The organism is Streptococcus sp. 27098_8_76, from assembly GCF_041432315.1.
Classification (GTDB): domain Bacteria; phylum Bacillota; class Bacilli; order Lactobacillales; family Streptococcaceae; genus Streptococcus.
On record NZ_JAPVZI010000004.1, the window covers coordinates 109,282 to 130,828 of the forward strand.

Annotated in this window: 22 protein-coding genes; 4 read left to right on the forward strand and 18 right to left on the reverse strand. The window is 40.6% G+C overall.

Annotated features, from left to right (window positions below; translation table 11 throughout):
- Nucleotides 1-89: 89 nt before the first annotated feature.
- The 17 genes from O3636_RS03930 to O3636_RS04010 form a co-directional block, all read right to left on the reverse strand.
- Nucleotides 90-1,433 (reverse strand): DEAD/DEAH box helicase, encoded by a 1,344-nt coding sequence (locus O3636_RS03930; protein WP_371641824.1) that lies wholly within the window; start codon nt 1,431-1,433, stop codon nt 90-92.
- A 290-nt stretch (nt 1,434-1,723) separates the two neighbouring features.
- Entirely contained in the window at nt 1,724-2,539 is an 816-nt protein-coding gene (locus tag O3636_RS03935) for an endonuclease/exonuclease/phosphatase family protein (RefSeq protein WP_371641826.1), read from the reverse strand.
- A gap of 51 nt (nt 2,540-2,590) precedes the next feature.
- Nucleotides 2,591-4,771 (reverse strand): PTS transporter subunit IIBC, encoded by a 2,181-nt coding sequence (locus O3636_RS03940; RefSeq protein ID WP_371641828.1) that lies wholly within the window; start codon nt 4,769-4,771, stop codon nt 2,591-2,593.
- Between the two features lie 183 nt (nt 4,772-4,954).
- The gene (ftsX, locus tag O3636_RS03945) at nt 4,955-5,881 is read right to left on the reverse strand and encodes a permease-like cell division protein FtsX (protein ID WP_000625550.1); all 927 of its coding nucleotides are present in this window, start codon (nt 5,879-5,881) and stop codon (nt 4,955-4,957) included.
- Nucleotides 5,874-6,566 carry a cell division ATP-binding protein FtsE gene (gene ftsE / locus O3636_RS03950; protein ID WP_000022265.1) on the reverse strand — a complete coding sequence of 231 codons (693 nt, stop codon included), beginning with the start codon at nt 6,564-6,566 and terminating at the stop codon, nt 5,874-5,876. Before ftsE ends, ftsX begins: the two co-directional genes overlap by 8 nt.
- Before the next feature lie 17 nt (nt 6,567-6,583).
- Nucleotides 6,584-7,679, reverse strand: a protein-coding gene (gene prfB, locus O3636_RS03955; RefSeq protein ID WP_261053750.1) for a peptide chain release factor 2 whose coding sequence is annotated in 2 segments (ribosomal slippage) — nt 6,584-7,606 and nt 7,608-7,679 — 1,095 coding nt in all. Because the reading frame shifts where the segments join, the coding sequence is not laid out codon by codon here.
- A gap of 107 nt (nt 7,680-7,786) precedes the next feature.
- A complete protein-coding gene (locus O3636_RS03960) occupies nt 7,787-8,443 on the reverse strand; it encodes a CBS domain-containing protein (RefSeq protein ID WP_000268660.1) in 657 nt (218 codons plus the stop codon).
- Between the two features lie 309 nt (nt 8,444-8,752).
- Nucleotides 8,753-9,463 (reverse strand): ABC transporter ATP-binding protein, encoded by a 711-nt coding sequence (locus O3636_RS03965; RefSeq protein ID WP_000062200.1) that lies wholly within the window; start codon nt 9,461-9,463, stop codon nt 8,753-8,755.
- Nucleotides 9,463-10,227 carry an ABC transporter ATP-binding protein gene (locus O3636_RS03970; RefSeq protein ID WP_001185997.1) on the reverse strand — a complete coding sequence of 255 codons (765 nt, stop codon included), beginning with the start codon at nt 10,225-10,227 and terminating at the stop codon, nt 9,463-9,465. The genes O3636_RS03965 and O3636_RS03970 overlap by 1 nt, the downstream gene beginning before the upstream one ends.
- Nucleotides 10,227-11,183 carry a branched-chain amino acid ABC transporter permease gene (locus O3636_RS03975; RefSeq protein WP_261080832.1) on the reverse strand — a complete coding sequence of 319 codons (957 nt, stop codon included), beginning with the start codon at nt 11,181-11,183 and terminating at the stop codon, nt 10,227-10,229. The genes O3636_RS03970 and O3636_RS03975 overlap by 1 nt, the downstream gene beginning before the upstream one ends.
- 3 nt (nt 11,184-11,186) lie before the next feature.
- Nucleotides 11,187-12,056, reverse strand: a complete 870-nt coding sequence (locus tag O3636_RS03980) for a branched-chain amino acid ABC transporter permease (RefSeq protein ID WP_000941427.1) — start codon at nt 12,054-12,056, stop codon at nt 11,187-11,189.
- Between the two features lie 115 nt (nt 12,057-12,171).
- A complete protein-coding gene (locus tag O3636_RS03985) occupies nt 12,172-13,332 on the reverse strand; it encodes an ABC transporter substrate-binding protein (RefSeq protein WP_000726119.1) in 1,161 nt (386 codons plus the stop codon).
- Nucleotides 13,333-13,410: 78 nt separating this feature from the next.
- Complete coding sequence (locus O3636_RS03990; RefSeq protein WP_004261600.1) at nt 13,411-13,686, reverse strand: YlbG family protein; 276 nt, start codon at nt 13,684-13,686, stop codon at nt 13,411-13,413.
- Between the two features lie 78 nt (nt 13,687-13,764).
- Nucleotides 13,765-14,355, reverse strand: a complete 591-nt coding sequence (clpP, locus tag O3636_RS03995; protein WP_000613471.1) for an ATP-dependent Clp protease proteolytic subunit ClpP — start codon at nt 14,353-14,355, stop codon at nt 13,765-13,767.
- Nucleotides 14,356-14,528: 173 nt separating this feature from the next.
- On the reverse strand, nt 14,529-15,158 hold the full coding sequence (gene upp / locus O3636_RS04000; protein ID WP_000515974.1) for a uracil phosphoribosyltransferase: 630 nt from the start codon (nt 15,156-15,158) through the stop codon (nt 14,529-14,531).
- Nucleotides 15,159-15,246: 88 nt separating this feature from the next.
- Complete coding sequence (locus O3636_RS04005) at nt 15,247-15,714, reverse strand: cytidine/deoxycytidylate deaminase family protein (RefSeq protein WP_000136976.1); 468 nt, start codon at nt 15,712-15,714, stop codon at nt 15,247-15,249.
- A gap of 18 nt (nt 15,715-15,732) precedes the next feature.
- Nucleotides 15,733-16,290 (reverse strand): TetR/AcrR family transcriptional regulator, encoded by a 558-nt coding sequence (locus tag O3636_RS04010; protein ID WP_371641840.1) that lies wholly within the window; start codon nt 16,288-16,290, stop codon nt 15,733-15,735.
- Between the two features lie 124 nt (nt 16,291-16,414).
- Here O3636_RS04010 and O3636_RS04015 point away from each other — a divergent pair, with 124 nt between their 5' ends.
- From O3636_RS04015 to O3636_RS04025, 3 genes are read left to right on the forward strand one after another with little or no spacing between them, the layout of a single operon-like run.
- On the forward strand, nt 16,415-17,260 hold the full coding sequence (locus O3636_RS04015) for a DegV family protein (RefSeq protein WP_371641842.1): 846 nt from the start codon (nt 16,415-16,417) through the stop codon (nt 17,258-17,260).
- 57 nt (nt 17,261-17,317) lie between these two features.
- The gene (locus O3636_RS04020; RefSeq protein WP_371641844.1) at nt 17,318-18,490 is read left to right on the forward strand and encodes an NAD(P)/FAD-dependent oxidoreductase; all 1,173 of its coding nucleotides are present in this window, start codon (nt 17,318-17,320) and stop codon (nt 18,488-18,490) included.
- Nucleotides 18,491-18,538: 48 nt separating this feature from the next.
- Entirely contained in the window at nt 18,539-19,060 is a 522-nt protein-coding gene (locus O3636_RS04025; protein ID WP_314007170.1) for a DUF1697 domain-containing protein, read from the forward strand.
- A gap of 41 nt (nt 19,061-19,101) precedes the next feature.
- Here O3636_RS04025 and O3636_RS04030 read toward each other — a convergent pair whose 3' ends face one another.
- Complete coding sequence (locus O3636_RS04030; protein WP_371641846.1) at nt 19,102-19,842, reverse strand: MerR family transcriptional regulator; 741 nt, start codon at nt 19,840-19,842, stop codon at nt 19,102-19,104.
- A gap of 350 nt (nt 19,843-20,192) precedes the next feature.
- Here O3636_RS04030 and O3636_RS04035 point away from each other — a divergent pair, with 350 nt between their 5' ends.
- Complete coding sequence (locus tag O3636_RS04035; RefSeq protein ID WP_261227093.1) at nt 20,193-21,533, forward strand: sodium-dependent transporter; 1,341 nt, start codon at nt 20,193-20,195, stop codon at nt 21,531-21,533.
- Nucleotides 21,534-21,547: the final 14 nt, after the last annotated feature.

Sequence of the window (21,547 nt, forward strand, 5' to 3'; positions counted from 1 at the left end):
TGGTTTTTTTGTCTCGCACCTAACGGAGCGAGACGGACTGAAAATCACATAATTAAAAAAGTTGGAGCTCAGCACTCCAACAATTACTATTAAAATGTTTGGCGTTTAGCTTTACGCTCTGCACGACCACGAGCACGACTTTCTGCACGCTTGGTTTTACGGCGTTTTTCATCAACCGCCCACTGGATTTTTTTCTTATAGCCTGGTTTGACTTTTTTCTTTTTCTTTTTAACCAAACCAATCATTTCGATATCAAGCTTATCTTGTTTTTTCTCACGGTTGGCACGACGATCACGGTCATAGGTATCTTGAAATTCTCCATCTTTAACCATTTTTGGAGTGAACTTGATTCCTAATTTCTCCAACTCACGGATATCCGAGTCATCGCTTGGCTGATAAAGGGTAATAGCTGTACCTGGTAGGCCATTGCGTCCGGTACGACCAACACGGTGCACGAAGAAGGATAAGTCTTGCGGAATGGCATCATTGATAACATGGCTGACACCTTCAATGTCAATCCCACGCGCCGCCAAGTCTGTTGCGACAATGTACTCAAAATCCAGATTTTTCACCTGATTCATGATTCGCTTACGTTCACGAGGGGCAATATCTCCATGAATCTTCGCTACCTTCAATCCTTGAGCAGTCAGATATGAATGCAATTCATCAGCACGTGTCTTAGTGTTGACAAAAATCATTGCCAAATAAGGCTGCATCAACTGAGTCAACTGATAAATTTGAGCATTCTTATCACGTCCCTTAGTAGAAATCAACCAATTATCAATGGTATCAGAAATGACCGTTTTGGTCTTGATTTTCTCCATAACAGGATTTGACAAGTATTTTTTCAAGAATGGTTGCAGTTTTTGTGGAATAGTTGCTGAGAAGACCATGAATTGCAAGTCTTTTGGAAGGCTGCCAGCAATCTTATCAACAGTTTCCAAGAATCCCATATCCAAGGTCATGTCTGCCTCATCAACCACAAAGGTCTTGGCCTTGTGAATAGCTAAATCACCAGATTTAACCAAGTCATAGATACGGCCTGGCGTTCCGATAACAATATGAGGTTGGTTGCTTGCCAATTTTTCAATTTGGCGAGCCTTATCTGTCCCCCCCACATAATTAACCACACGAACTTCCACTTCTGAGTGGGCTGCAATCTGACGAGCTGCTTGGTAAATCTGCGTAGCCAACTCACGACTCGGTGCCGTAATCACTGCCTGTACACTATCACTAGATTCATCTAATTGCTGGAAAATTGGTAACAAGAAAGTATGAGTCTTACCTGAACCTGTTTTTGATTCACCGACTAGGTCACGACCTGCCAAAACAATGGGAATCAACTTATCTTGTACCTCTGTTGGAGTTGTAAATTTCAACTCCTGCAAGGCTTCTCTAATATAGTTTTTAAATTGAAATTTCGTAAATGACATAATATCCTCGATTCTATCTATCTTACCAATTATACCATATTTTATTCCATTTCAGTAGCCTCACTCATTTATACTCAATGAAAATCAAAGAGCAAACTAGGAAGCTAGCCGCAGGTTGCTCAAAACACTGTTTTGAGGTTGCAGATAGAACTGACGAAGTCAGTAACATCTATACGGCAAGGTGAAGCTGACGTGGTTTGAATTTGATTTTCGAAGAGTATTAGGCTATTTCCAGTAGCTTCTCTAGTAAAAAAGGCTGGAATTTGTGAATTCCAACCTCTTTTCAGTCATTATTTCCAGTTTAAAATAGCATTCAAGCCATAGTGATCACTAACTTGCGGACTATTGTTGCCATCAAATACGACATGTAAATTTTCCACCGCTAACTCTTTGGTAGTAAAGACATAATCGATTCGAAGGGGTTCAGTGTTCCCTTTCCAGCCATCAATTTCTGGTGGAACGGTATAGCTACCGCTTTTCTCTTGAGCAACTTCAAAGGCATCTTCTAATCCTAATGGACTAGCTAAAATAGCTTGGTATCCTTCCTGACCAGCTGGGTTGTTGAAATCTCCAGCCAGCAAAAGTGGCTTGTTCAATTCTTTCAAGACAGCCTCAAATCGCGCCCATTCTTCTTGGAAACCTTTATCCCACCAAGAAAAGTGGACACTGGCAACTGCAAGCTCCTTACCATCAACTACAGTTTCAGCCAGGGCGACACGGCGAGTATGATAGTCTGTTGGATCATCCACATCTGAAACTAAAATTTCTCTGGCTTCAATAGGTGTTTTAGACAAGATAGCCACACCTTCATGGTAGCGGTCATAGCCGATATGGTTATAAGCCCAGGTCCAGTAGTAATTTTTCCCTTGCTCAGACAACTTTTCAACCAAAAGTCTAACATAGTGATCTTGGTGAATCGGCTCAGCTGCTGGCAAAGCTTGATAGAGATCATTAACCTCCACCTCTGGAGAGGTGATCTCCTGATTGATTTCTTGGAAACAAATCAAATCATAGTCCTTTTCAAGAATATCCTCAAGCAAAATCTGGAATTTTTCCTCTGCTTCTTTCTCCATCCAACTGTGAGTATTGAGTGTTAAAAATTTCATTCTTTTCTCCCAAAATAAGAGGTTGGAATACAGCTTCCAACCTCAAGTATATTACAATTCTACTTTAGCAACTGCTGTTTTAGCTGCAAGAGAACCTGTTTTTTCTAATTTAACTGATTTAATTGCATCACCATTTGTGAAGACAACTACTGTTGAAGTTTCACGTCCTGCTGCACGGATAGCATCCAAGTCAGCAGTAACAAGTAAGTCACCTGCTGCAACTTTTTGTCCTTCAGCAACATGAACTGTAAATGGTTTACCTTCAAGACTTACTGTGTCCAAACCAATGTGAACCAATACTTCAAGACCTGCTTCAGTCACAATGCCAAGAGCATGTTTTGTTGGGAAGATGCTTGATACAGTACCTGAAACTGGAGATACAATGTTTCCATTTGCAGGTTCTACTGCAAATCCATCACCCATCATTTTTTGAGCAAATACTGGATCTTTTACTTGTTCCAAAGCAACAACTTGACCGTCTGCTACTGAGTAAACTTCCTCAGTAAGACCTTTGAAGTGAACAGTGTTTTGTTGTGCTTCCGTCATTTGGCTTGGAAGAGTTTCAGGAATGATTTCACCTGAATCAAGGATATCTTGGATATCAGATTTCAATACGTCTGCTTTTGGACCGTAGATAGCTTGAACTCCTTGTCCTTTCATGACAAGACCCATAGCTCCTTCTGCTTTCCATTGTTCTGCATCACCGACTTTGTCAGCATCTTTTACAGTTACACGAAGACGAGTCATACATGCATCAACATCAACGATGTTTGCACGTCCACCAAGAAGGTTAATAATGTTTACAGCTTGAGAGCCTGCTGCAACTTTCACTTCGCTACTAGCTTCTTCTGAACCTTCAGCAGTTTCGTAATTTCCGTTACGTCCTGGAGTTGCGTAGTTGAATTTTTGAATCATGAAGTTTGCGATAAAGTACATGATTACGGCAAAGAGAACAGTTACCCAGATAAAGTTAACGATATCCATACCAATACCAGCATTAATTGCTAGTGGTGTACGAGTCAAGAATTCAATTGAACCGAATGAGTGGACACGTAGGTTTACTACGTCAGCCATAGCGAAGGCAGCACCTTGAACAAGTGAGTAAACAAGATACATAGGTGTTGCTACAAACATGAACATGTATTCGATTGGTTCAGTAACCCCTGTCAAGAATGTTGCAAGAGCTGTCGCAATCATCATACCTTTATATTGATGTTTCTTATCAGCATCGACATTACGGTAGATAGCAACGATCATACCCATCAAGATACCGAATGAACCGATCATTTGTCCAACTTTGAAACGAGCTGGGTGAACAGTATCTAACAATTGTTGGTAGTGACTTGCATCTGTACCTTTAAGGTTAACAAGGTCTGTTACCCATGCAAGCCATAGTGGGTCTTGACCAAATACTTGAGTACCTTTAGCTGCACCAGTTAAAATGTCATAAGTACCACCAAGAGCTGTGTAGTTCATTGGGATAGTCAACATATGGTGAAGACCAAATGGCAAGAGCAAACGTTCCAATGTACCATACAAGAATGGTGCAAGGATTGGAGCAGTTTCTTGTGAGTTGGCAATCCAGATACCAAAGCTATTGATACCTGTTTGAACTACTGGCCAGAAAGCAGCAAGTACAATTGCAGCAATTATTGAACGAAGAATAACTACAAATGGTACAAAACGTTTTCCGTTAAAGAATGAAAGTGCATCAGGAAGCTTACGGAAGTTATAGTATTTATTGTAAGCAGTTGCTCCAATAAAACCAGAAATAATCCCTACGAAGACACCCATGTTCAAGGCTGGAGCTTCAAGAACACTGATAAAGTAATCAGCAACTTTGATTGATCCACCGAAGAGAGTAGTTACCATAGCATCTGGATTTTTCAACATATCGCCTGATACACCAAAGATTGTACCAGTGATACGGTTAATCAAGATGAAGGCAAGACCAGCGGCGAAAGCACCACCAGCACGTTCTTTAGCCCAGCTTCCTCCAATAGCGAGGGCGAACAAGATATGAAGGTTAACGATAACTCCCCAACCGATTTGCTCTAGTACACCACCAGTAATAACGAGTGGTGCAAAGGTTGGGTTAATCATCACGATAGACTTACCGATTGAAATCATCAAACCAGCAGCCGGCATAACCGCGATAACCACCATCAAAGCCTTACCGAATTTTTGCCAAAATTCGAAAGACAAGACATTTTTGAATGTATCTTTCATCATTCAAATCTCCTTTATTTTTATTTAGGCAAACGTTTTACGAAAACGTTTGCACCTTTTATGATTTAATTATACCACTTTAATTTTTTTTGTAAAGGCTTTTACAAAAAAAATTACACTTTTTTCTAAAATTTTTGTAGCAAAAAAGGAGATCATTTAATCTCCTCATAAAAGTAGCTAGTTTACCTAAATCTTCAAGAATCGGCGCATAGAAATTCCTGATCCCAGTGAACCAATGAAAATCCCAATCACAAATAATAGGGCAATCATCAGAGGAGTAAATACCTCCGGTGCAATCATAGAAAGATTTTGACCTACCAATGACTTATTGACAGATTGGTAAACCATTCGATAAACAATAAAGACCAACACTGATGGCGCAGTTGCTCCAAGCAAACCAATGAAGGCACCTTCAAGTAAGAAAGGTCCACGGATATAACTGTTCTTAGCACCAACCAAGCGCATGATTTGAATTTCGCGACTGCGAGAAATAATGGTAATACGAATGGTATTTGAAATCAAGAAAACTGCAATGAAAATCAAAAGTCCTGCAATAACTAATCCCCAAACACGGATAAATGATGCTAGTTGGAATAGGCGTTCTGTATTGGCACCACCATCCTGAACCTCAGACACACCTTCAATTTTTTTAGCATCTTCAGCTACAGTTTTTACATCACTTGGCGTATTTGTATCAACGATATAGGCATCATAGAGGGGATTGGCATCTCCTTCAAAAATTTTCCAGTTATCACCCATTGTCTCGGTTAATTTTTCATATTGTTCTTCTTTACTTGAAAAAGTAACACTCTTAACAGTAGACATCCCCTTCAAAGCATTGTATACCTTGTGGTAGTCATTATTTGTAACAGTTTGACCTTCTTTTTCAATAGTCTCGCTATTATCAGCTACATCCTTGCGAATATAAACCATCACTCGAACATTATTTTCAATATCTGTAGCTAGTTTCGCTGTATTGAAAATAACAGAAGCAAATATGGCAACCAAGGTCAAAGTAATCATGACTGAGCTGACAGCAGCCACTGTCATCCAACCATTTCGTTTCAAACTTTTTAGTGATTCAAATAAATGGCGAAAAAATCTACTAATCATCGTATCCATACTCTCCTTTTGATTCGTCACGAACGACACGGCCATTTTCAATGGCAATGACACGGTGGCGCAAGGTATTTACAATCTGGCTATTATGAGTCGCCATCAAAATAGTTGTCCCTTGTAGGTTAATCCGTTCCAAGAGATTCATAATTTCCCATGAATTATCCGGGTCCAGGTTTCCTGTTGGTTCATCGGCTATCAATACTTTGGGATTATTTACAATGGCACGTGCAATCGCAATCCGCTGTTGCTCTCCACCTGAGAGCTCATTTGGGAAAGAACGAACCTTGTGCTTCAACCCAACCAAGTCTAAAACTTCCATCACACGTTTTTTGATATTACGGCGATTTTCCCCGATTACTTCCATAGCGTAAGCAATATTTTCATAGACCGTTTTCTTTGGCAATAGTTTATAATCCTGGAAGACAACCCCAACACTACGACGTAGAAGCGGGACGTCTTTCTTTTTGATCTTAACCAGATTAAAACCAGCAACTGATAGGCTTCCTTTATCGATTTTTACTTCACGATATAGAGAACGAATGAAGGTTGACTTCCCTGCTCCTGAAGGTCCTACAATGTAAGCAAATTCCCCCGGTTGAACGCTGACCGAAACACCGCGTAGGGCAGTCGTTCCGTTGTCGTATTTTTTGACGACATCTCTCATTTCAATGATTGACATGTGAGTTCCTTTCTATCTTAGCTGATTCGCCACTTGAGGTAGGCATCGATAAAACCATCTAGGTCTCCGTCCATAACCTTATCTACCTGAGCAACTTCAAAGCTAGTTCGATGATCTTTTACCATAGTATAAGGCGTGAAGACATAAGAACGGATTTGGCTTCCCCATGTGATTTCTTTTTTCTCACCCTTGAGGGAATCTACCTCCGCAGCTTTCTTTTCTTGCTCCATTTGATAGAGCTTAGCCTGCAACATCTTCATAGCTCGATCTCTATTTCCATACTGGGTACGATCCACTGTTGATTGGACAACAATTCCAGTTGGAATGTGGGTCAAACGCACACCTGTTGAAACCTTATTGACGTTTTGTCCACCGGCACCACCTGAACGGAAGGTATCCATCTTGATGTCATCTTCCCGGATTTCCACTTCAATGGTATCGTCCAACTCAGGCATCACTTCTACAGATGTGAAAGAGGTATGGCGACGTTTAGCAGAGTCAAATGGTGAAATTCGCACCAAACGGTGTACTCCCATTTCTGACTTTAGAAGACCATAGGCATTAGGTCCTTCAAATGATAAGGTTACCGACTTAATACCAGCTTCATCTCCTGCTTGGTAATCCAATACTTCCACTTTAAAGCCTTTGGCATTTCCATAGCGAGTATACATACGAAGCAACATATCACCCCAGTCCTGCGCCTCAGTACCACCCGAACCTGGATGAATTTCCAAAATCGCATTATTATGGTCATAAGGTTCTGACAAGAGAAGGGTCATCTCGTAACTGGTCATCATCTTATCAAGTTCTGATAACTGTTCGACCAGTTCATCATGCACTGAATCGTCTTCTACTAAAAAGTCCAATAAAATTTCAACTTCATCCTGCAACTCTTCCATCTTATGGAAGGTATTGTAAGTGTTTTTTAATTCATTTAATTCTTGCGACGTTTTTTGGGCCGCGATATTATCGTTCCAAAAATCAGGTTCTGTCATCTTGTTTTCCAAGATGGCAATCTCTTCCTCTAAACCTTCTAGGTCAAAGAGACCCCCTGAAAGAAGCTAATTTTTCACGATTTGCGTCAATTTTCTGACGAATTACTGAAATGTCCATAAATACTCCTTTTTTACATCATTTCATTATAGCATATTTTATCATTTCTTTCCATCTTTTGCTCTACTCCTCTTTTCATGAAAAAAGAAGCCTTTCGGCTTCCCTTCTTACAAGACTTTTGCTGAAGTACGAGTAATTTCTTCTACTTGAATATTCTCTGATTCAAATTTTTCTTTCAAGGCTGGTAAATCAATTGAGCCATCGATTTGAACTTCGATAATCACCTTACCATCTTTACGCGGAATATTGACTGTATGAGAGATATTCAAATTTTCTTCTGCAATCAAAGAAACAATCTTTCCGAGGACACCAACTTCATCTTCTGTAACAAAGCGCACACGAATTCCTTCTTCTCCATAACCAGCAATTTCAAGGAAGGCTTGGAAAACGTCACGGTCCGTAATAACCCCATAGACTTGATGGTTGTCTACGACAGGAAGAATACCAATCTTGTTTTTCAACATCAAATAAGTTGCATCTTCTAGACTAGCATAACCTGAAACAGTGACAACATCGCGAATCATGACATCTTTTACTTTGGTCTTATTCAGAAGATAATTCATCTCATAGATAGAAAGACTGGTTGCTTTTGATGGACTTGCTTGGGCAATGGTTCCCTCAGTCACCAAACCAACTAATTGATCATTTTCGATAACAGGCAAGCGGTGCAACCCTTGCTCTCTCATCAAATCTGCTGCATGAGATACTGTTGTATCTGGACTAATATAAACTACCTTGCGGGTCATAAAATCTTTAACTGCCATGAGACTTCTCCTTTTCTATTCTTATCTCTATTATACAATCTTTTTGTAAATCTATCAAACGCTTACATTTCTTTTTCAAAATTCAGAAAAGTATGAATAAGCTAGCAAAAAGAGCTCTGAAATCGAGCTCTGTGAATGAAGGATAGGTACGCTTCATTCGATTTTATTTCAATTATCAGAAGCTAACCTTCCAGTGCAGATGAGAATTGCTTCGCAATCTTCATCCGCCGACTAAAAAGGTCCCCCGGACTATAATGATGATTGCTTCGCAATCTCCATCTGCAACCTAAACTAGTCTCCCAGACTAGTTTAGCCACCTAGATATGCTTTTCTGACTTCTTCTGATGAGGCGAGTTCTTTTCCTGTTCCGGACAGGACGATTTTCCCTGTTTCCAATACATAGCCTCGGTCAGAGATTGCGAGTGCCTTATTGGCATTTTGTTCAATCAAGAGGACAGTTGTCCCTTGCTTCTGGATATCTTGAATGATATCAAAAATCTCTTGGATAAAGATTGGGGCAAGTCCCATTGATGGTTCATCTAAAAGAAGAAGTTTTGGTGTTGACATAAGAGCGCGTCCCATGGCAAGCATTTGTTGTTCTCCTCCTGAAAGAGTGGCTGCGTCCTGGTTCTTGCGTTCTTCAAGACGTGGGAAGCGTGAAAAGACCTTCTTCAAGTTAGCTTGATTTTCTTCACGATTTTTCTTTAAGAAAGCTCCCATTTCAAGATTTTCCATAACAGTCAAGCCAGGAAAGACGTGGCGTCCTTCTGGAACTTGCGAAAGACCACCTGCCACGATTTTCTGAGCCGGCATTTTTTGGATTTCTTGACCTAAAAATTCAATCTTTCCTGAACTCGGTCTAACCAAACCAGACAAGGTACGGAGAATGGTTGTCTTACCTGCACCATTGGCACCGATAAGGGAAACTACTTCTCCTTCATTAACTTCAAAGCTTACATCACGGACTGCTTGGATCATACCGTAATGCACAGAAAGATTATCAACTTTTAACATAGACATTAGGCTTCACCTCCTAGATAAGCTTCGATAACGCGTTTATTGGTCTTAATTTCGTCTGGAGTTCCCTGAGCAATCAAACGACCATATTCAAGTACGTAGATACGTTCTGTTACTTCCATGACCAGATTCATATCGTGTTCAATCAGCATGATCGTAATCTTAAATTCATCTTTGATACGACGAATTAACTCAGTCAATTCAGCTGTTTCCTGCGGGTTCATACCTGCGGCTGGTTCATCTAAAAAGAGAATTTTAGGTTCCGTAGCAAGGGCACGAACAATTTCCAAACGACGTTGTTGTCCGTAGGCAAGATTTTTAGCAAGAGTTTCTGCATCACCATCTAAATCAAAGATTTTAAGCAATTCCAAGGCTTTAGCCTTTAATTCTTTTTCACTCTTGTAAAAAGCTGGTAAGCGCAAGAAACTAGCAAAAACATGTTGTTTGTGATGGTTGCCAAAAGCAATCAAAACATTATCCAAAACTGTTAAATCTTTAAAGAGACGGATATTTTGGAATGTACGTCCAAGTCCCAAAGAAGCAATCTTATAAGGTGACTTTCCATTCAAAAGGTGACCATCTAAGGTTACTGTTCCCTCACTTGGTTCATAAACACCGGTCAAAAGATTGAAAAGGGTGGTTTTCCCGGCTCCGTTTGGACCGATTAGTCCAACCAATTCCCCTTCGTTCAATTCAAGAGTCACATCTCCAACAGCTGTTAGACCGCCAAAATGTTTGGTTAACTGTTTTACTTCAAGTAATGCCATTAGTTTTGTTCCTCCTTCTTAGATTTTTTAAAGAAACGTGATAGACTCAATTCCCATGTTCCAAGGAGTCCACCTGGTCTGAAAATCATTACCAATACCAAGGCCAAAGCATAGATAATCATACGCACGCTAGCAACATCTTGGAGAAGCATATTCAAAATTCCAAGAACAATAGCTGAAACAATGGCACCTGTAATGGAACCAAGTCCACCAAATACAACAATAATCAATACGTTGATTGAGTTAATGAATGTGTAATCTTTCGGTACAACAGACCCGATAAATCCTGCCTGAAGTGACCCTGCAATACTTGCAGTAATGGCACCAAAGACAAAAGCGATGATTTTAATTTTAGTCGTATTAACACCGACTGACTCAGCAGCGATTTCATCCTCACGAACCGATAGGGTTGAACGACCAATTGGGCTACGCAAGAAGTTCAAGGTTGCAATGGTTGTAATCAGGACAAAGAAGTAAACCATTTGCCAAGTTGTAAAGTTTGGAATTCCCAAGATACCTGCCGCACCATTTGTAAGGCTTCCTCCATTGATGATAAAGATACGGATAATTTCAGAAACACCTAGAGTCGCTACCGCGAGATAGTCCCCCTTCAAGCGCAAGGTTGGAATTCCGACAAGCAAGGCAACGGCTCCTGAAAGCAAAGCACCTATAAGCATGGCTCCAAAGAAGGCACCGTAGGTTGGTGATTTAGAACCAATAATAGCTGCTGCATAGGCACCAATCGCCATGAAACCAGCATGACCAAGTGAAAATTGGCCTGAAAAACCAACGATTAAGTTGAGACCAACAGCCAGAATAATATTAATTCCGATTTGTTGTAAAATCTGTACATAGAATAGATTGAGTACTCCGATTGAAACCAATACACTAATCAAGCCATAGCCAGCTAACAAAAGGAGTAACCATAGAATATTAACTTTTAAATTTTCCTTCATCGTTTACACCTTCTCTTTCACATTCTTACCAAGGATACCTGCTGGGCGAACAATCAAGATCAACAACAAGATTCCATAAACAATGGCATCACGGAAGTCTGACATCCCAAAGGCTGTCGCAAAGGTTTCTAATAGACCAATCACGAAACCACCAAGCGCCGCACCAGGAATAATTCCAATACCACCAAGTACCGCGGCAACGAAAGATTTAAGACCTGGAGTAACCCCCATTAAAGGCTCAAGAGAGTTATAATAAAGGGCAATCAGAACACCAGCCGCACCCGCAAGAGCTGAACCCAAAGCGAAGGTAAAGCTGATAGTACGGTTTACATTGATCCCCATCAATTGCGCTGCATCGCTATCTACAGATACCGCACGCATGGCTTTCCCCATCTTTGTTTTTTGGACAATGACCTGTAACAAAATCATCAAAATCAAGGAAATGGCCAAGATCATTAACTGCACGTTTGTTAGGCTAACTGGTCCCAAATCATAGCGAACTGTTTGAATCGCTTGAGGGAAGGCACGAGTATTGGCACCAACCAGATAGACCATGCCATACTCCAATAAGAAAGAAACCCCAATAGCTGTGATCAAAACAGCAATACGAGTAGAGTGGCGCAAAGGTCGGTAAGCAAGAAACTCAATCACGACACCAAGAATGGCTGTCGCTAGCATAGCTACAATTAGCGCTACAAAGAAATTCATTTGGAAAGAATTAATCAAGAAATAACCGATAAAGGCTCCCATCATATAAATATCACCGTGGGCGAAATTGATGAGCTTGATAATTCCGTAAACCATGGTATACCCTAGGGCTAACAGCGCGTAAACACTACCTAGAATCAAACCATTTACAAGTTGTTGGAGCATAAGATTCACTCTTTCTATTTATAATTCCGAGGGTTTTCCCTCACTTTTTGATAGGTTCTTAAACACCGAAACAGGGAGTGAGTCCGAGTCTCATTCCCTATTTCAACATTTTCTATTATGGTTTTACAACTTCTGCTGCTTCAACCTTACCATTGTTCATGGTCATCATGTAAGCAGTTTTGACTGTGTTGTGGTCTGCATCAAAGCTTGTTTGACCAGTTACACCTTCAAAGTCTTTTGTTTTAGCAAGGTTATCCTTGATTTCACCTGAGTTTTTAGCACCTTTTGCTGCATTTGCTACAAGGTGAACTGAGTCATAAGCCAAGGCTGCAAATGTTGAAGGCTCTTCATTGTACTTAGCACGGTAAGCATCAAGGAAAGCTTTTGCTTTAGCTGAAACTTCTACAGTAGTTGAGAAGCCTGAGATAAAGTAGATGTTTGATGCTTTTTCAGCAGTTGCTTGTTGTACAAACTCTTCACCGTTGAATCCATCACCACCAACGATTGGTTTGTCAATTCCCATACCACGCGCTTGGTTTACAATTTTACCAGCTTCAGTGTAGTAACCTGGGACGATGATAGCATCAAAGTCTTTCCCTTTCATTTTTGTAAGGGCTGCTTGGAAGTCTGTGTCACCTGCTACGAAAGTTTCATCTGCAACGATTTCACCTTTGTAAGCTTCGCGGAAGGCTTTGGCAATACCTTTAGCATAGTCACTGGCATTGTCAGTATAAAGAACAACTTTCTTAGCTTGCAATTTTTCAGAAACATAGTTTGAGATAATTTTTCCTTGGAAGCTGTCTTGGAAAGTTCCGATAAAGAGGTAATCTTGACCTTTAGTCAATCCATCTTGAGTCGCACTTGGTGAGATCAACGGAACACCTGCTTTTGTAGCGTTCGCTACCGCAGCTGCAGTCGCACCAGATGTCGCAGGTCCTACGATTGCTGATACTTTAGATTGGGTTACAAGGTTAGTTGTTACTGAAGCTGCCTCAGCTGTTTCAGACTTGTTATCTTTATCAACTACTTCGATTTGTTTTCCATCGATACCACCTGCGGCATTGATTTCATCAACAGCCAATTGGGCACCTTTTTGTTCAGATGTACCGTAAGCTGCTACGGCACCAGTTTCCTCGAAGTTAAATCCGATTTTGATTGTCTTTTCCTCTACTGAGTTACCAGCAGCGTTTGACGCTCCAGACTTCACTTCTCCACAGGCTGCAAGAAGTGCTACACTTGCAAGCGCCACAAACGATAGGGCAAATTTTTTCTTCATCTTTTTTGTCTCCTTATTTCTTAAATAAATAGCATGTTAAGAATATACCGAATTATCAGAAAATTGTCAACACTTTTTTTAAACTTTTTCGATGATAACGTTTTCCTCTCGATGAAGATTGCCCACAAAGGGTGTTTCCAGCTCTTGGATATGACAAACTCTGACTTTTTTTATAAACTTTTCCTTGCCCAAGCGCCCGATCAATTGCTCCACTTCTTGAGTTGGAACATAGAGTTGTAAGTAGCGATGTTTCTTGGAATGATAGGTAATATCTCCATAATCCTGCAGTTTTTTGGCATCACGATTATAGTAAAGATAGATAATCAAGCCAGATCGATTGACTTTTTCAAACATGATAAATCCTCTTTCTAAGAAATCTCTCCCTATTATACCAAAAAAAGCAAACCCAGTCGAGTTTGCTTTCTTTCATCATTAATTCAATGAATTGTTGGCCATGATTTCATCAATAAAGCCATATTCAAGTGTTTCTTGGGCACTCATCCAGTTATCACGTTCTGCATCTGCATGGACTTTTTCGATTGACTGACCTGAATTTTCAGCCAAGATTTTTTCCAAGATGTTACGAGTTTTGAGCAAGTGTTCTGCAGCAATCGCCATATCGGTTTGTTGAGTACCACCACCTGTACCACCCATTGGTTGGTGAATCATATACTCTGCATTTGGAAGCATGAAACGTTTGCCTTTTGCTCCACTTGATGCAATGACCGTCCCCATAGATGCGGCCATTCCCATAACGATGGTTTGGACATCTGCCTTGATAAAGTTCATAGTATCAACGATTGCCAAACCAGCTGAAACAGAACCACCAGGTGTATTGACATAAAGGTAAATATCTTTTGTACTATCTTGGGCATCCAAGAAAAGCAACTGGGCAATAACTGAGTTAGCCATATTGTCTTCAACTGGGCCTGTCAGCATAATGATGCGGTCTTTGAGAAGACGTGAGTAAATATCGTAGGAACGTTCTCCACGGCTTGTTTGTTCAATAACTACAGGAATCATTCAATTCTCCTTTTGAGTTTTAATTTTGTTGGTCAAATGACTGAAGATAAGACTATTATAATATCTTGGTCAAAAAAGGTCAAATTTTTGCTCTGTTTTCATTAGACAGAAACAAAAATTCAACCTCCTTTCACGACTGGAAATTCTTTTCCAATTCAATCTCTTCTTTATTCTTATTTCGTACCGAACAAGCGGTCTCCAGCATCCCCAAGACCTGGAACGATATATCCATGTTCGTTCAAACGTTCATCCAAGGCTGCTGTAAAGATTTCTACATCTGGATGAGCTTCTTGAAGGGCTTTAACACCTTCTGGAGCAGATACAAGGCAGACAAATTTGATATTTGATGCCCCACGTTTTTTAAGAGAATCAACAGCCAAGATTGCTGAGCCACCTGTTGCCAACATTGGGTCTACGACAAAAATTTGACGTTGGTCAATGTCCTCAGGCAATTTCACCAAGTATTCAACTGGTTGAAGTGTTTCTTCATCACGGTACATACCGATGTGACCAACCTTAGCAGCTGGAACCAAGCTCAAGAGCCCATCAACCATCCCGATACCCGCACGCAAGATTGGAACGATGGCCAATTTCTTACCTGCCAATTGTTTTTGAACTGTTTTTGTGATTGGTGTTTCGATTTCCACATCTTCTAGTGGAAGATCACGAAGTACTTCATACCCCATCAACATTGCAATCTCATCTACTAGCTCACGGAAAGCTTTTGTAGAAGTATCTGTACGACGCAAGATTGACAATTTGTGTTGAATCAGTGGATGATTAATAACTTCAATTTTTCCCATTTTTGGAATTCCTTCTTTCAATTTATTCTTCTTATTATACCAAAAAACGGTTTAAAAATCTTTCTAAACCATTTATTTTTGATAATTTTTACATTAAATCTGCCTCTTTAAGAGCTGTCTGTACTGTCTCAAGTGGTAGATGGGTCAATTCTGTCCCTTTTTCTTGATAAAGGTATTGGGCGTAGTCATCCATTCGGTACTGGTTAATATAAACCACGCGCTTGCAACCGACCTGCAATAATTGTTTGGTACAGTTGAGACAAGGAAAATGGGTCACATAGGCTGTAAAGCCTTTGGGAACACCACGTTCTGCACCTTGAAGGATAGCATTGACCTCAGCGTGAAGGGTGCGAACACAGTGTCCTTCAATGACCAGACATTCATGGTCAATACAATGCTCGGTTCCTGACACCGAACCATTGTAACCAGTGGAAATAACCTTATTATCTTTTACCAGAATCGCGCCCACTTTGGCACGTTTACAAGTGGAACGATTGGCAATTAGTAGGGCTTGGGCTGCAAAATACTCATCCCATGCTAGTCTTTTTTCAGTCATATCTCTTCTCCTTTTTCTCTATTTTTTAAAAAATGGTAACCGTAAATCCGCAATCTTTTCAGCAGGTACCTTCATGCCATCCTTGATCCATTTTAAAAGGACTGAGACGATGGCTGAACTCCAGAAGGAATGAAGATAAGAGCCGACACCTTTTGATTTTCCATGGTATTTTTCTAGAAATTCCTGCATGGCTTGGACAAAGATTTTTTCCAGATGGTAATCTAAGGCCAGTTGAATCACTCTGGCTTCCTTTCTGGCCTCCCGGAAAAGGTGAACCCAGACCAGATAAAGGTCTGTCTTTAAATCATAATGATGCAACTGTTCCATAATATTGTGGACAGTTCGTTTAAAGACACTCTCTAAAATTTCCTCTTTGGAATCATAATTGCGGTAAAAGGCCGCACGCGAAACGCCTGCACGTTTGACCAATTCAGAAATACTAATCTTGGTCAAGTCCTTTTTTTCCAAGAGTTGCAAGAGGGCTGTTTCGATGGCTTCTCTAGTTAATAAATTGGATTCTTGGTTTGATTTTCTGAGATTTTCAAGAGATTTTTCAGAGATTCTACGTTCAGACATAACATTTTCTTTCTACTTGTCACAACAGACGGATGAGGCTTTTGTTTCAAGGGCTTTCATGATATAATTGTAAAAAAAGACAGAACCTTTGTCAATGTATAACTGGCAAAGATGGAGAATTTCTATGACTTGGAAGATTATTGCTGACTCTGGTTGTGATTATCGTCAGCTAGCAACACCAGCTATTGATACGACCTTTGTGAGTGTTCCCTTAACCATCCAAGTAGCTGATCAGGTCTTTGTTGATGATGCTAGTCTTAACATTGATAAAATGATGGAAACCATGTATGCAACCGCAGAAGCTTCAAAATCAGCTTGTCCAAGCCCAGATGATTATTTGCGAGCATTTGAAGGAGCCAAAAACATTTTCCTAGTAACCATTACTGGCACTCTTTCTGGCAGCCACAATAGTGCTCAACTAGCTAAGAATATTTATCTGGAAGAACATCCTGATACTAAGATTCATGTGATTGATAGTTTGTCTGCTGGTGGGGAAGTTGACTTGCTCGTAGAAAAATTAAATGACTTGATTGACCAGGGCTTATCTTTTGAAGAAGTGGTTGAAGCTATCACTGCCTATCAAGAAAAAACCAAGTTGCTCTTTGTCCTAGCCAAAGTCGATAACTTGGTGAAGAACGGTCGTTTGAGCAAGTTTATCGGTACGGTCGTTGGCCTTCTCAACATCCGTATGGTCGGAGAAGCTAGTGAAACTGGAACTCTCGAATTGCTACAAAAAGCAAGAGGACCAAAGAAATCCGTTCAAGCTGCCTATGATGAGTTAGTAAAAGCAGGATATGCTGGTGGTCGTATTGTCATGGCTCAACGTAATAACGAGAAATGTTGCCAACAGCTTTCAGACCGAATCCGTGAAACCTTCCCACAGGCGGATATTAAAATTCTCCCAACATCTGGTCTCTGCAGTTTTTATGCGGAAGAAGGCGGTTTACTGATGGGATATGAAATTGATTAATTGCATTCTTAACAAGAGGTGACCATCATCTCTTGTTTTTTGTGGTACAATAGAGCTATGAAACATTTTGATACTATTGTCATCGGTGGAGGTCCTGCTGGCATGATGGCTACGATTTCCAGTAGCTTTTATGGTCAGAAAACCCTCCTCATCGAAAAAAATCGGAAACTTGGAAAAAAATTAGCTGGGACTGGTGGCGGACGTTGCAATGTAACCAACAATGGTAGTTTGGACGACCTGCTAGCTGGCATCCCTGGAAATGGGCGCTTTCTCTACAGTGTCTTCTCCCAATTTGATAACCATGATATCATTAACTTTTTTACAGAAAATGGGGTTAAACTTAAGGCCGAAGACCACGGCCGCGTCTTTCCTGCTAGTGACAAGTCTCGTACCATTATCGAGGCCTTGGAAAAGAAAATCACTGAGCTAGGTGGCCAAGTTTCTACTCAAACCGAAATTGTTTCGGTTAAAAAGGTAGAAAATCAGTTTGTCCTTAAGTCCGCAGATCAAAGCTTCACTTGTGATAAACTCATTGTCACAACAGGTGGGAAATCCTATCCTTCTACTGGTTCGACTGGTTTTGGCCACGAGATTGCTCGTCATTTTAAACATACCATTACCGAACTTGAAGCCGCTGAAAGTCCTTTATTGACAGATTTTCCACACAAGGCCTTGCAAGGAATTTCATTGGACGATGTGACCCTAAGTTATGGTAAGCATGTCATCACTCATGATTTGCTCTTTACCCACTTTGGTTTGTCAGGCCCTGCTGCCCTACGTATGTCTAGTTTTGTCAAGGGTGGGGAGGTTCTCTCGCTAGATGTTTTGCCTCAACTTTCTGAGAAGGACTTGGCTGCATTACTAGAAGAAAATCGTGAAAAATCCTTGAAAAACGCTTTAAAAACTTTGCTTCCAGAACGCTTGGCAGAATTTTTTGTGCAAGGCTATCCAGAAAAAGTCAAACAACTGACTGAAAAGGAACGCGAACAACTTCTCCAGTCTATCAAAGTACTCAAAATCCCTGTGACCGGAAAAATGTCCCTTGCCAAGTCCTTTGTTACCAAAGGGGGCGTCAGTCTCAAGGAAATCAATCCCAAAACTCTAGAAAGTAAGCTGGTACCTGGACTCCACTTTGCTGGCGAGGTACTAGATATCAATGCCCACACGGGTGGCTTTAACATCACTTCTGCCCTCTGTACTGGCTGGGTGGCGGGATCAAACCCAATCTAAATCTGAATTATTTAATGGCTAAATCAGCCCCAAAAGAAAGGAAGTCCTTTGGAACATATTATCTTGTTAAGGGGAGTTACTCCTAATGGAAAAAATGCTATCCCTAAAATGTCTTATCTAGTAGATATCTTAACAGAAGCCGGTTTTCAACAAGTTCGAACCTATATTCAAAGTGGTAATATCATTCTTGAAAGTAACTTAGCCTTAGAAAAAATACGAGAACAGGTTCATACTCTAATAAAGAAAAAGATTGGAGCCGATCTCAAAATAATCATTAAGAATAAGGATATTTTTAAAAACATTGTCCAAGAAAACCCGTTTGGAGAACACTATCTTTATGACCGTATACACGTGATTTTTTATCAAGAATCTATTCAAAGTCTCCCTTTAGAAAAATTGAAAATTGATTACGGTGAAGAAGAAATTTGTATCGGTAACCATTGTCTTTACCTCTATCTCCCTAGAACTGCAAAACAAAAGAAACTCCATACCAACTATCTTGAAAAGCTTTTTAATGTAGATTTGACAATGCGAAAACTAAATGTAGTAGAAAAATTATTAAGCAAGTAGTGCTTGAATTTAGTAAAAATCGGAAGATCACTCCTCCGATTTTATTTTGTCTGAATTTGGACATAGTGAGCAATGACATCTGATGTGTACTGGGCTGTTCCAGGTCCAAATTTGTCAATGTTTTCCTTAAACTCTGGATTATAGACATAGCCTTTACCGATATGACCGAATACCTCAATAGAGCAGTCGAATCCATAAGTACGGATGGCTTGCAAGAGTTTGCCTGCTTCTTCTTGGTTTTCAGACGCTGTTACAGGCAGTCCAGCTTGAAGATTTTGTGCCAAGGCTCGAAAGACTTGGTTGAAGGCAGCCGTTGCCTCATCTTCGTGACCTTTTTGGCGCTCGAGCGCTTGGTCCATCACTTCTTGTCCATATTTCTCTACCGCCTCGTGGTGGTATTTTTGATGGTCTTGGTAGTTAAATCCAGCAAATTTCTCTTGAATGCTCATTTCTCTTTCTCCTTTTTGTTCTTGAATGGTTTTTTGCAAGGTTGAAATCAAGGTATCCAGATGTTCCCTTTCTCGAGTCAAATAGTCCAACTGCCTGATCAAATGAGGCAATAAATCTGTCTTTTCTTCCTTTAATAGCTCTGCTATTTTTTCTAAAGAAAAGCCTAGATACTTGTAATACAGAATGACCTGAAGTTGCTCCAAATCCTCCTGACTGTAGGTTCGATAGCCGTTTTCCGACTTTAAAGGAACCAAAAGTCCTATCTTATCGTAGTGGTGCAGGGTCTTGACAGAAACACCTGAAAGCTGGGCAGCTTCTTTTATATGGTACATGATTTCCTCCTTATACTCAATGAAAATCAAAGAGCAAACTAGGAAGCTAGCCGCAGGCTGCTCAAAACACCGTTTTGAGGTTGCAGATGGAAGCTGACGTGGTTTGAAGAGATTTTCGAAGAGTATTACAATGATAGTATAACCCCTCCCCTTAGGTCAGAGTCAAGCGTTTTTGCGAAATTTTTTTACTTTATCATAACATGAAAATGGTTTTCTTGACAGACCTTAGAAAACATGATAGGATAGTCAGGTCTATCAATCAAAAGAAAGGCTCACTTTGAGTACTTATGAGGCTATTTGCCAAGGGCAGTAGCTTTTTCTTTTGGAACACTAATTTTAGGAGTTTAACTATGTCTGAAAAATCGCAATGGGGTTCTAAACTGGGCTTTATCCTAGCATCTGCTGGTTCAGCCATCGGCCTTGGTGCCGTTTGGAAATTCCCTTATATGACTGCTGCTAACGGTGGAGGAGGCTTTTTATTAGTCTTTCTCATTTCCACTATTCTAATCGGTTTCCCCCTTTTGCTAGCTGAATTTGCACTCGGCCGAAGTGCTGGTGTTTCAGCTATCAAAACCTTTGGAAAACTCGGCAAGAATAGCAAGTACAACTTTATCGGTTGGATTGGTGCCTTTGCCCTCTTTATCCTCTTATCTTTCTACAGTGTTATTGGGGGATGGATTCTGGTTTATCTAGGCATTGAGTTTGGAAAATTGTTCCAACTTGGTGGAACGGGTGATTATGCTCAGTTATTTACTTCAATCATTTCAAATCCAGCCATTGCGCTTGGAGCTCAAGCAGCCTTTATCTTATTGAATATCTTCATTGTATCACGTGGGGTTCAAAAAGGGATTGAAAGAGCTTCGAAAGTCATGATGCCTCTGCTCTTTATCATCTTTGTCGTCATCATCGGTCGTTCTCTCAGTTTGCCGAATGCCATGGAAGGGGTTCTTTATTTCCTAAAACCAGACTTCTCTAAGCTGACAAGTGCTGGTCTCCTCTATGCTCTGGGACAATCTTTCTTTGCCCTCTCACTAGGGGTTACAGCCATGCTGACCTATGCTTCTTACTTGGACAAGAAAACAAATCTGGTCCAATCAGGAATTTCCATCGTAGCAATGAACATCTCGGTGTCCATCATGGCAGGTCTAGCCATTTTTCCTGCTATGTCAGCCTTCAATATCCAGTCTGAAGGGGGACCGAGCCTGCTCTTTATCGTCTTGCCTCAACTCTTTGACAAGATGCCTTTTGGAACCATTTTCTACATCCTCTTCCTCTTGCTCTTCCTCTTTGCGACGGTCACTTCCTCTGTCGTTATGCTGGAAATTAATGTAGGCAATATCACGAATCAAGACAACAGCAAGCGTGCCATGTGGAGTGCCATTTTGGGAATCTTGACCTTTGTCTTTGGCATTCCCTCAGCCCTTTCTTACGGTGTTATGGCGGATGTTCACATCTTTGAGAAGACCTTCTTTGACGCTATGGACTTCTTGGTTTCCAATCTTCTCATGCCATTTGGAGCCCTCTGCCTTTCACTCTTTACTGGCTACATCTTTAAGAAGGCACTTGCTATGGAGGAACTCCATCTTGATGAAAAAGCATGGAAACAGGGACTTTTCCAAGTCTGGCTCTTCCTTCTTCGTTTCATCATTCCAATCATCATCATCGTGGTCTTTATCGCCCAATTTATGTAATCAAAAAGGACTTG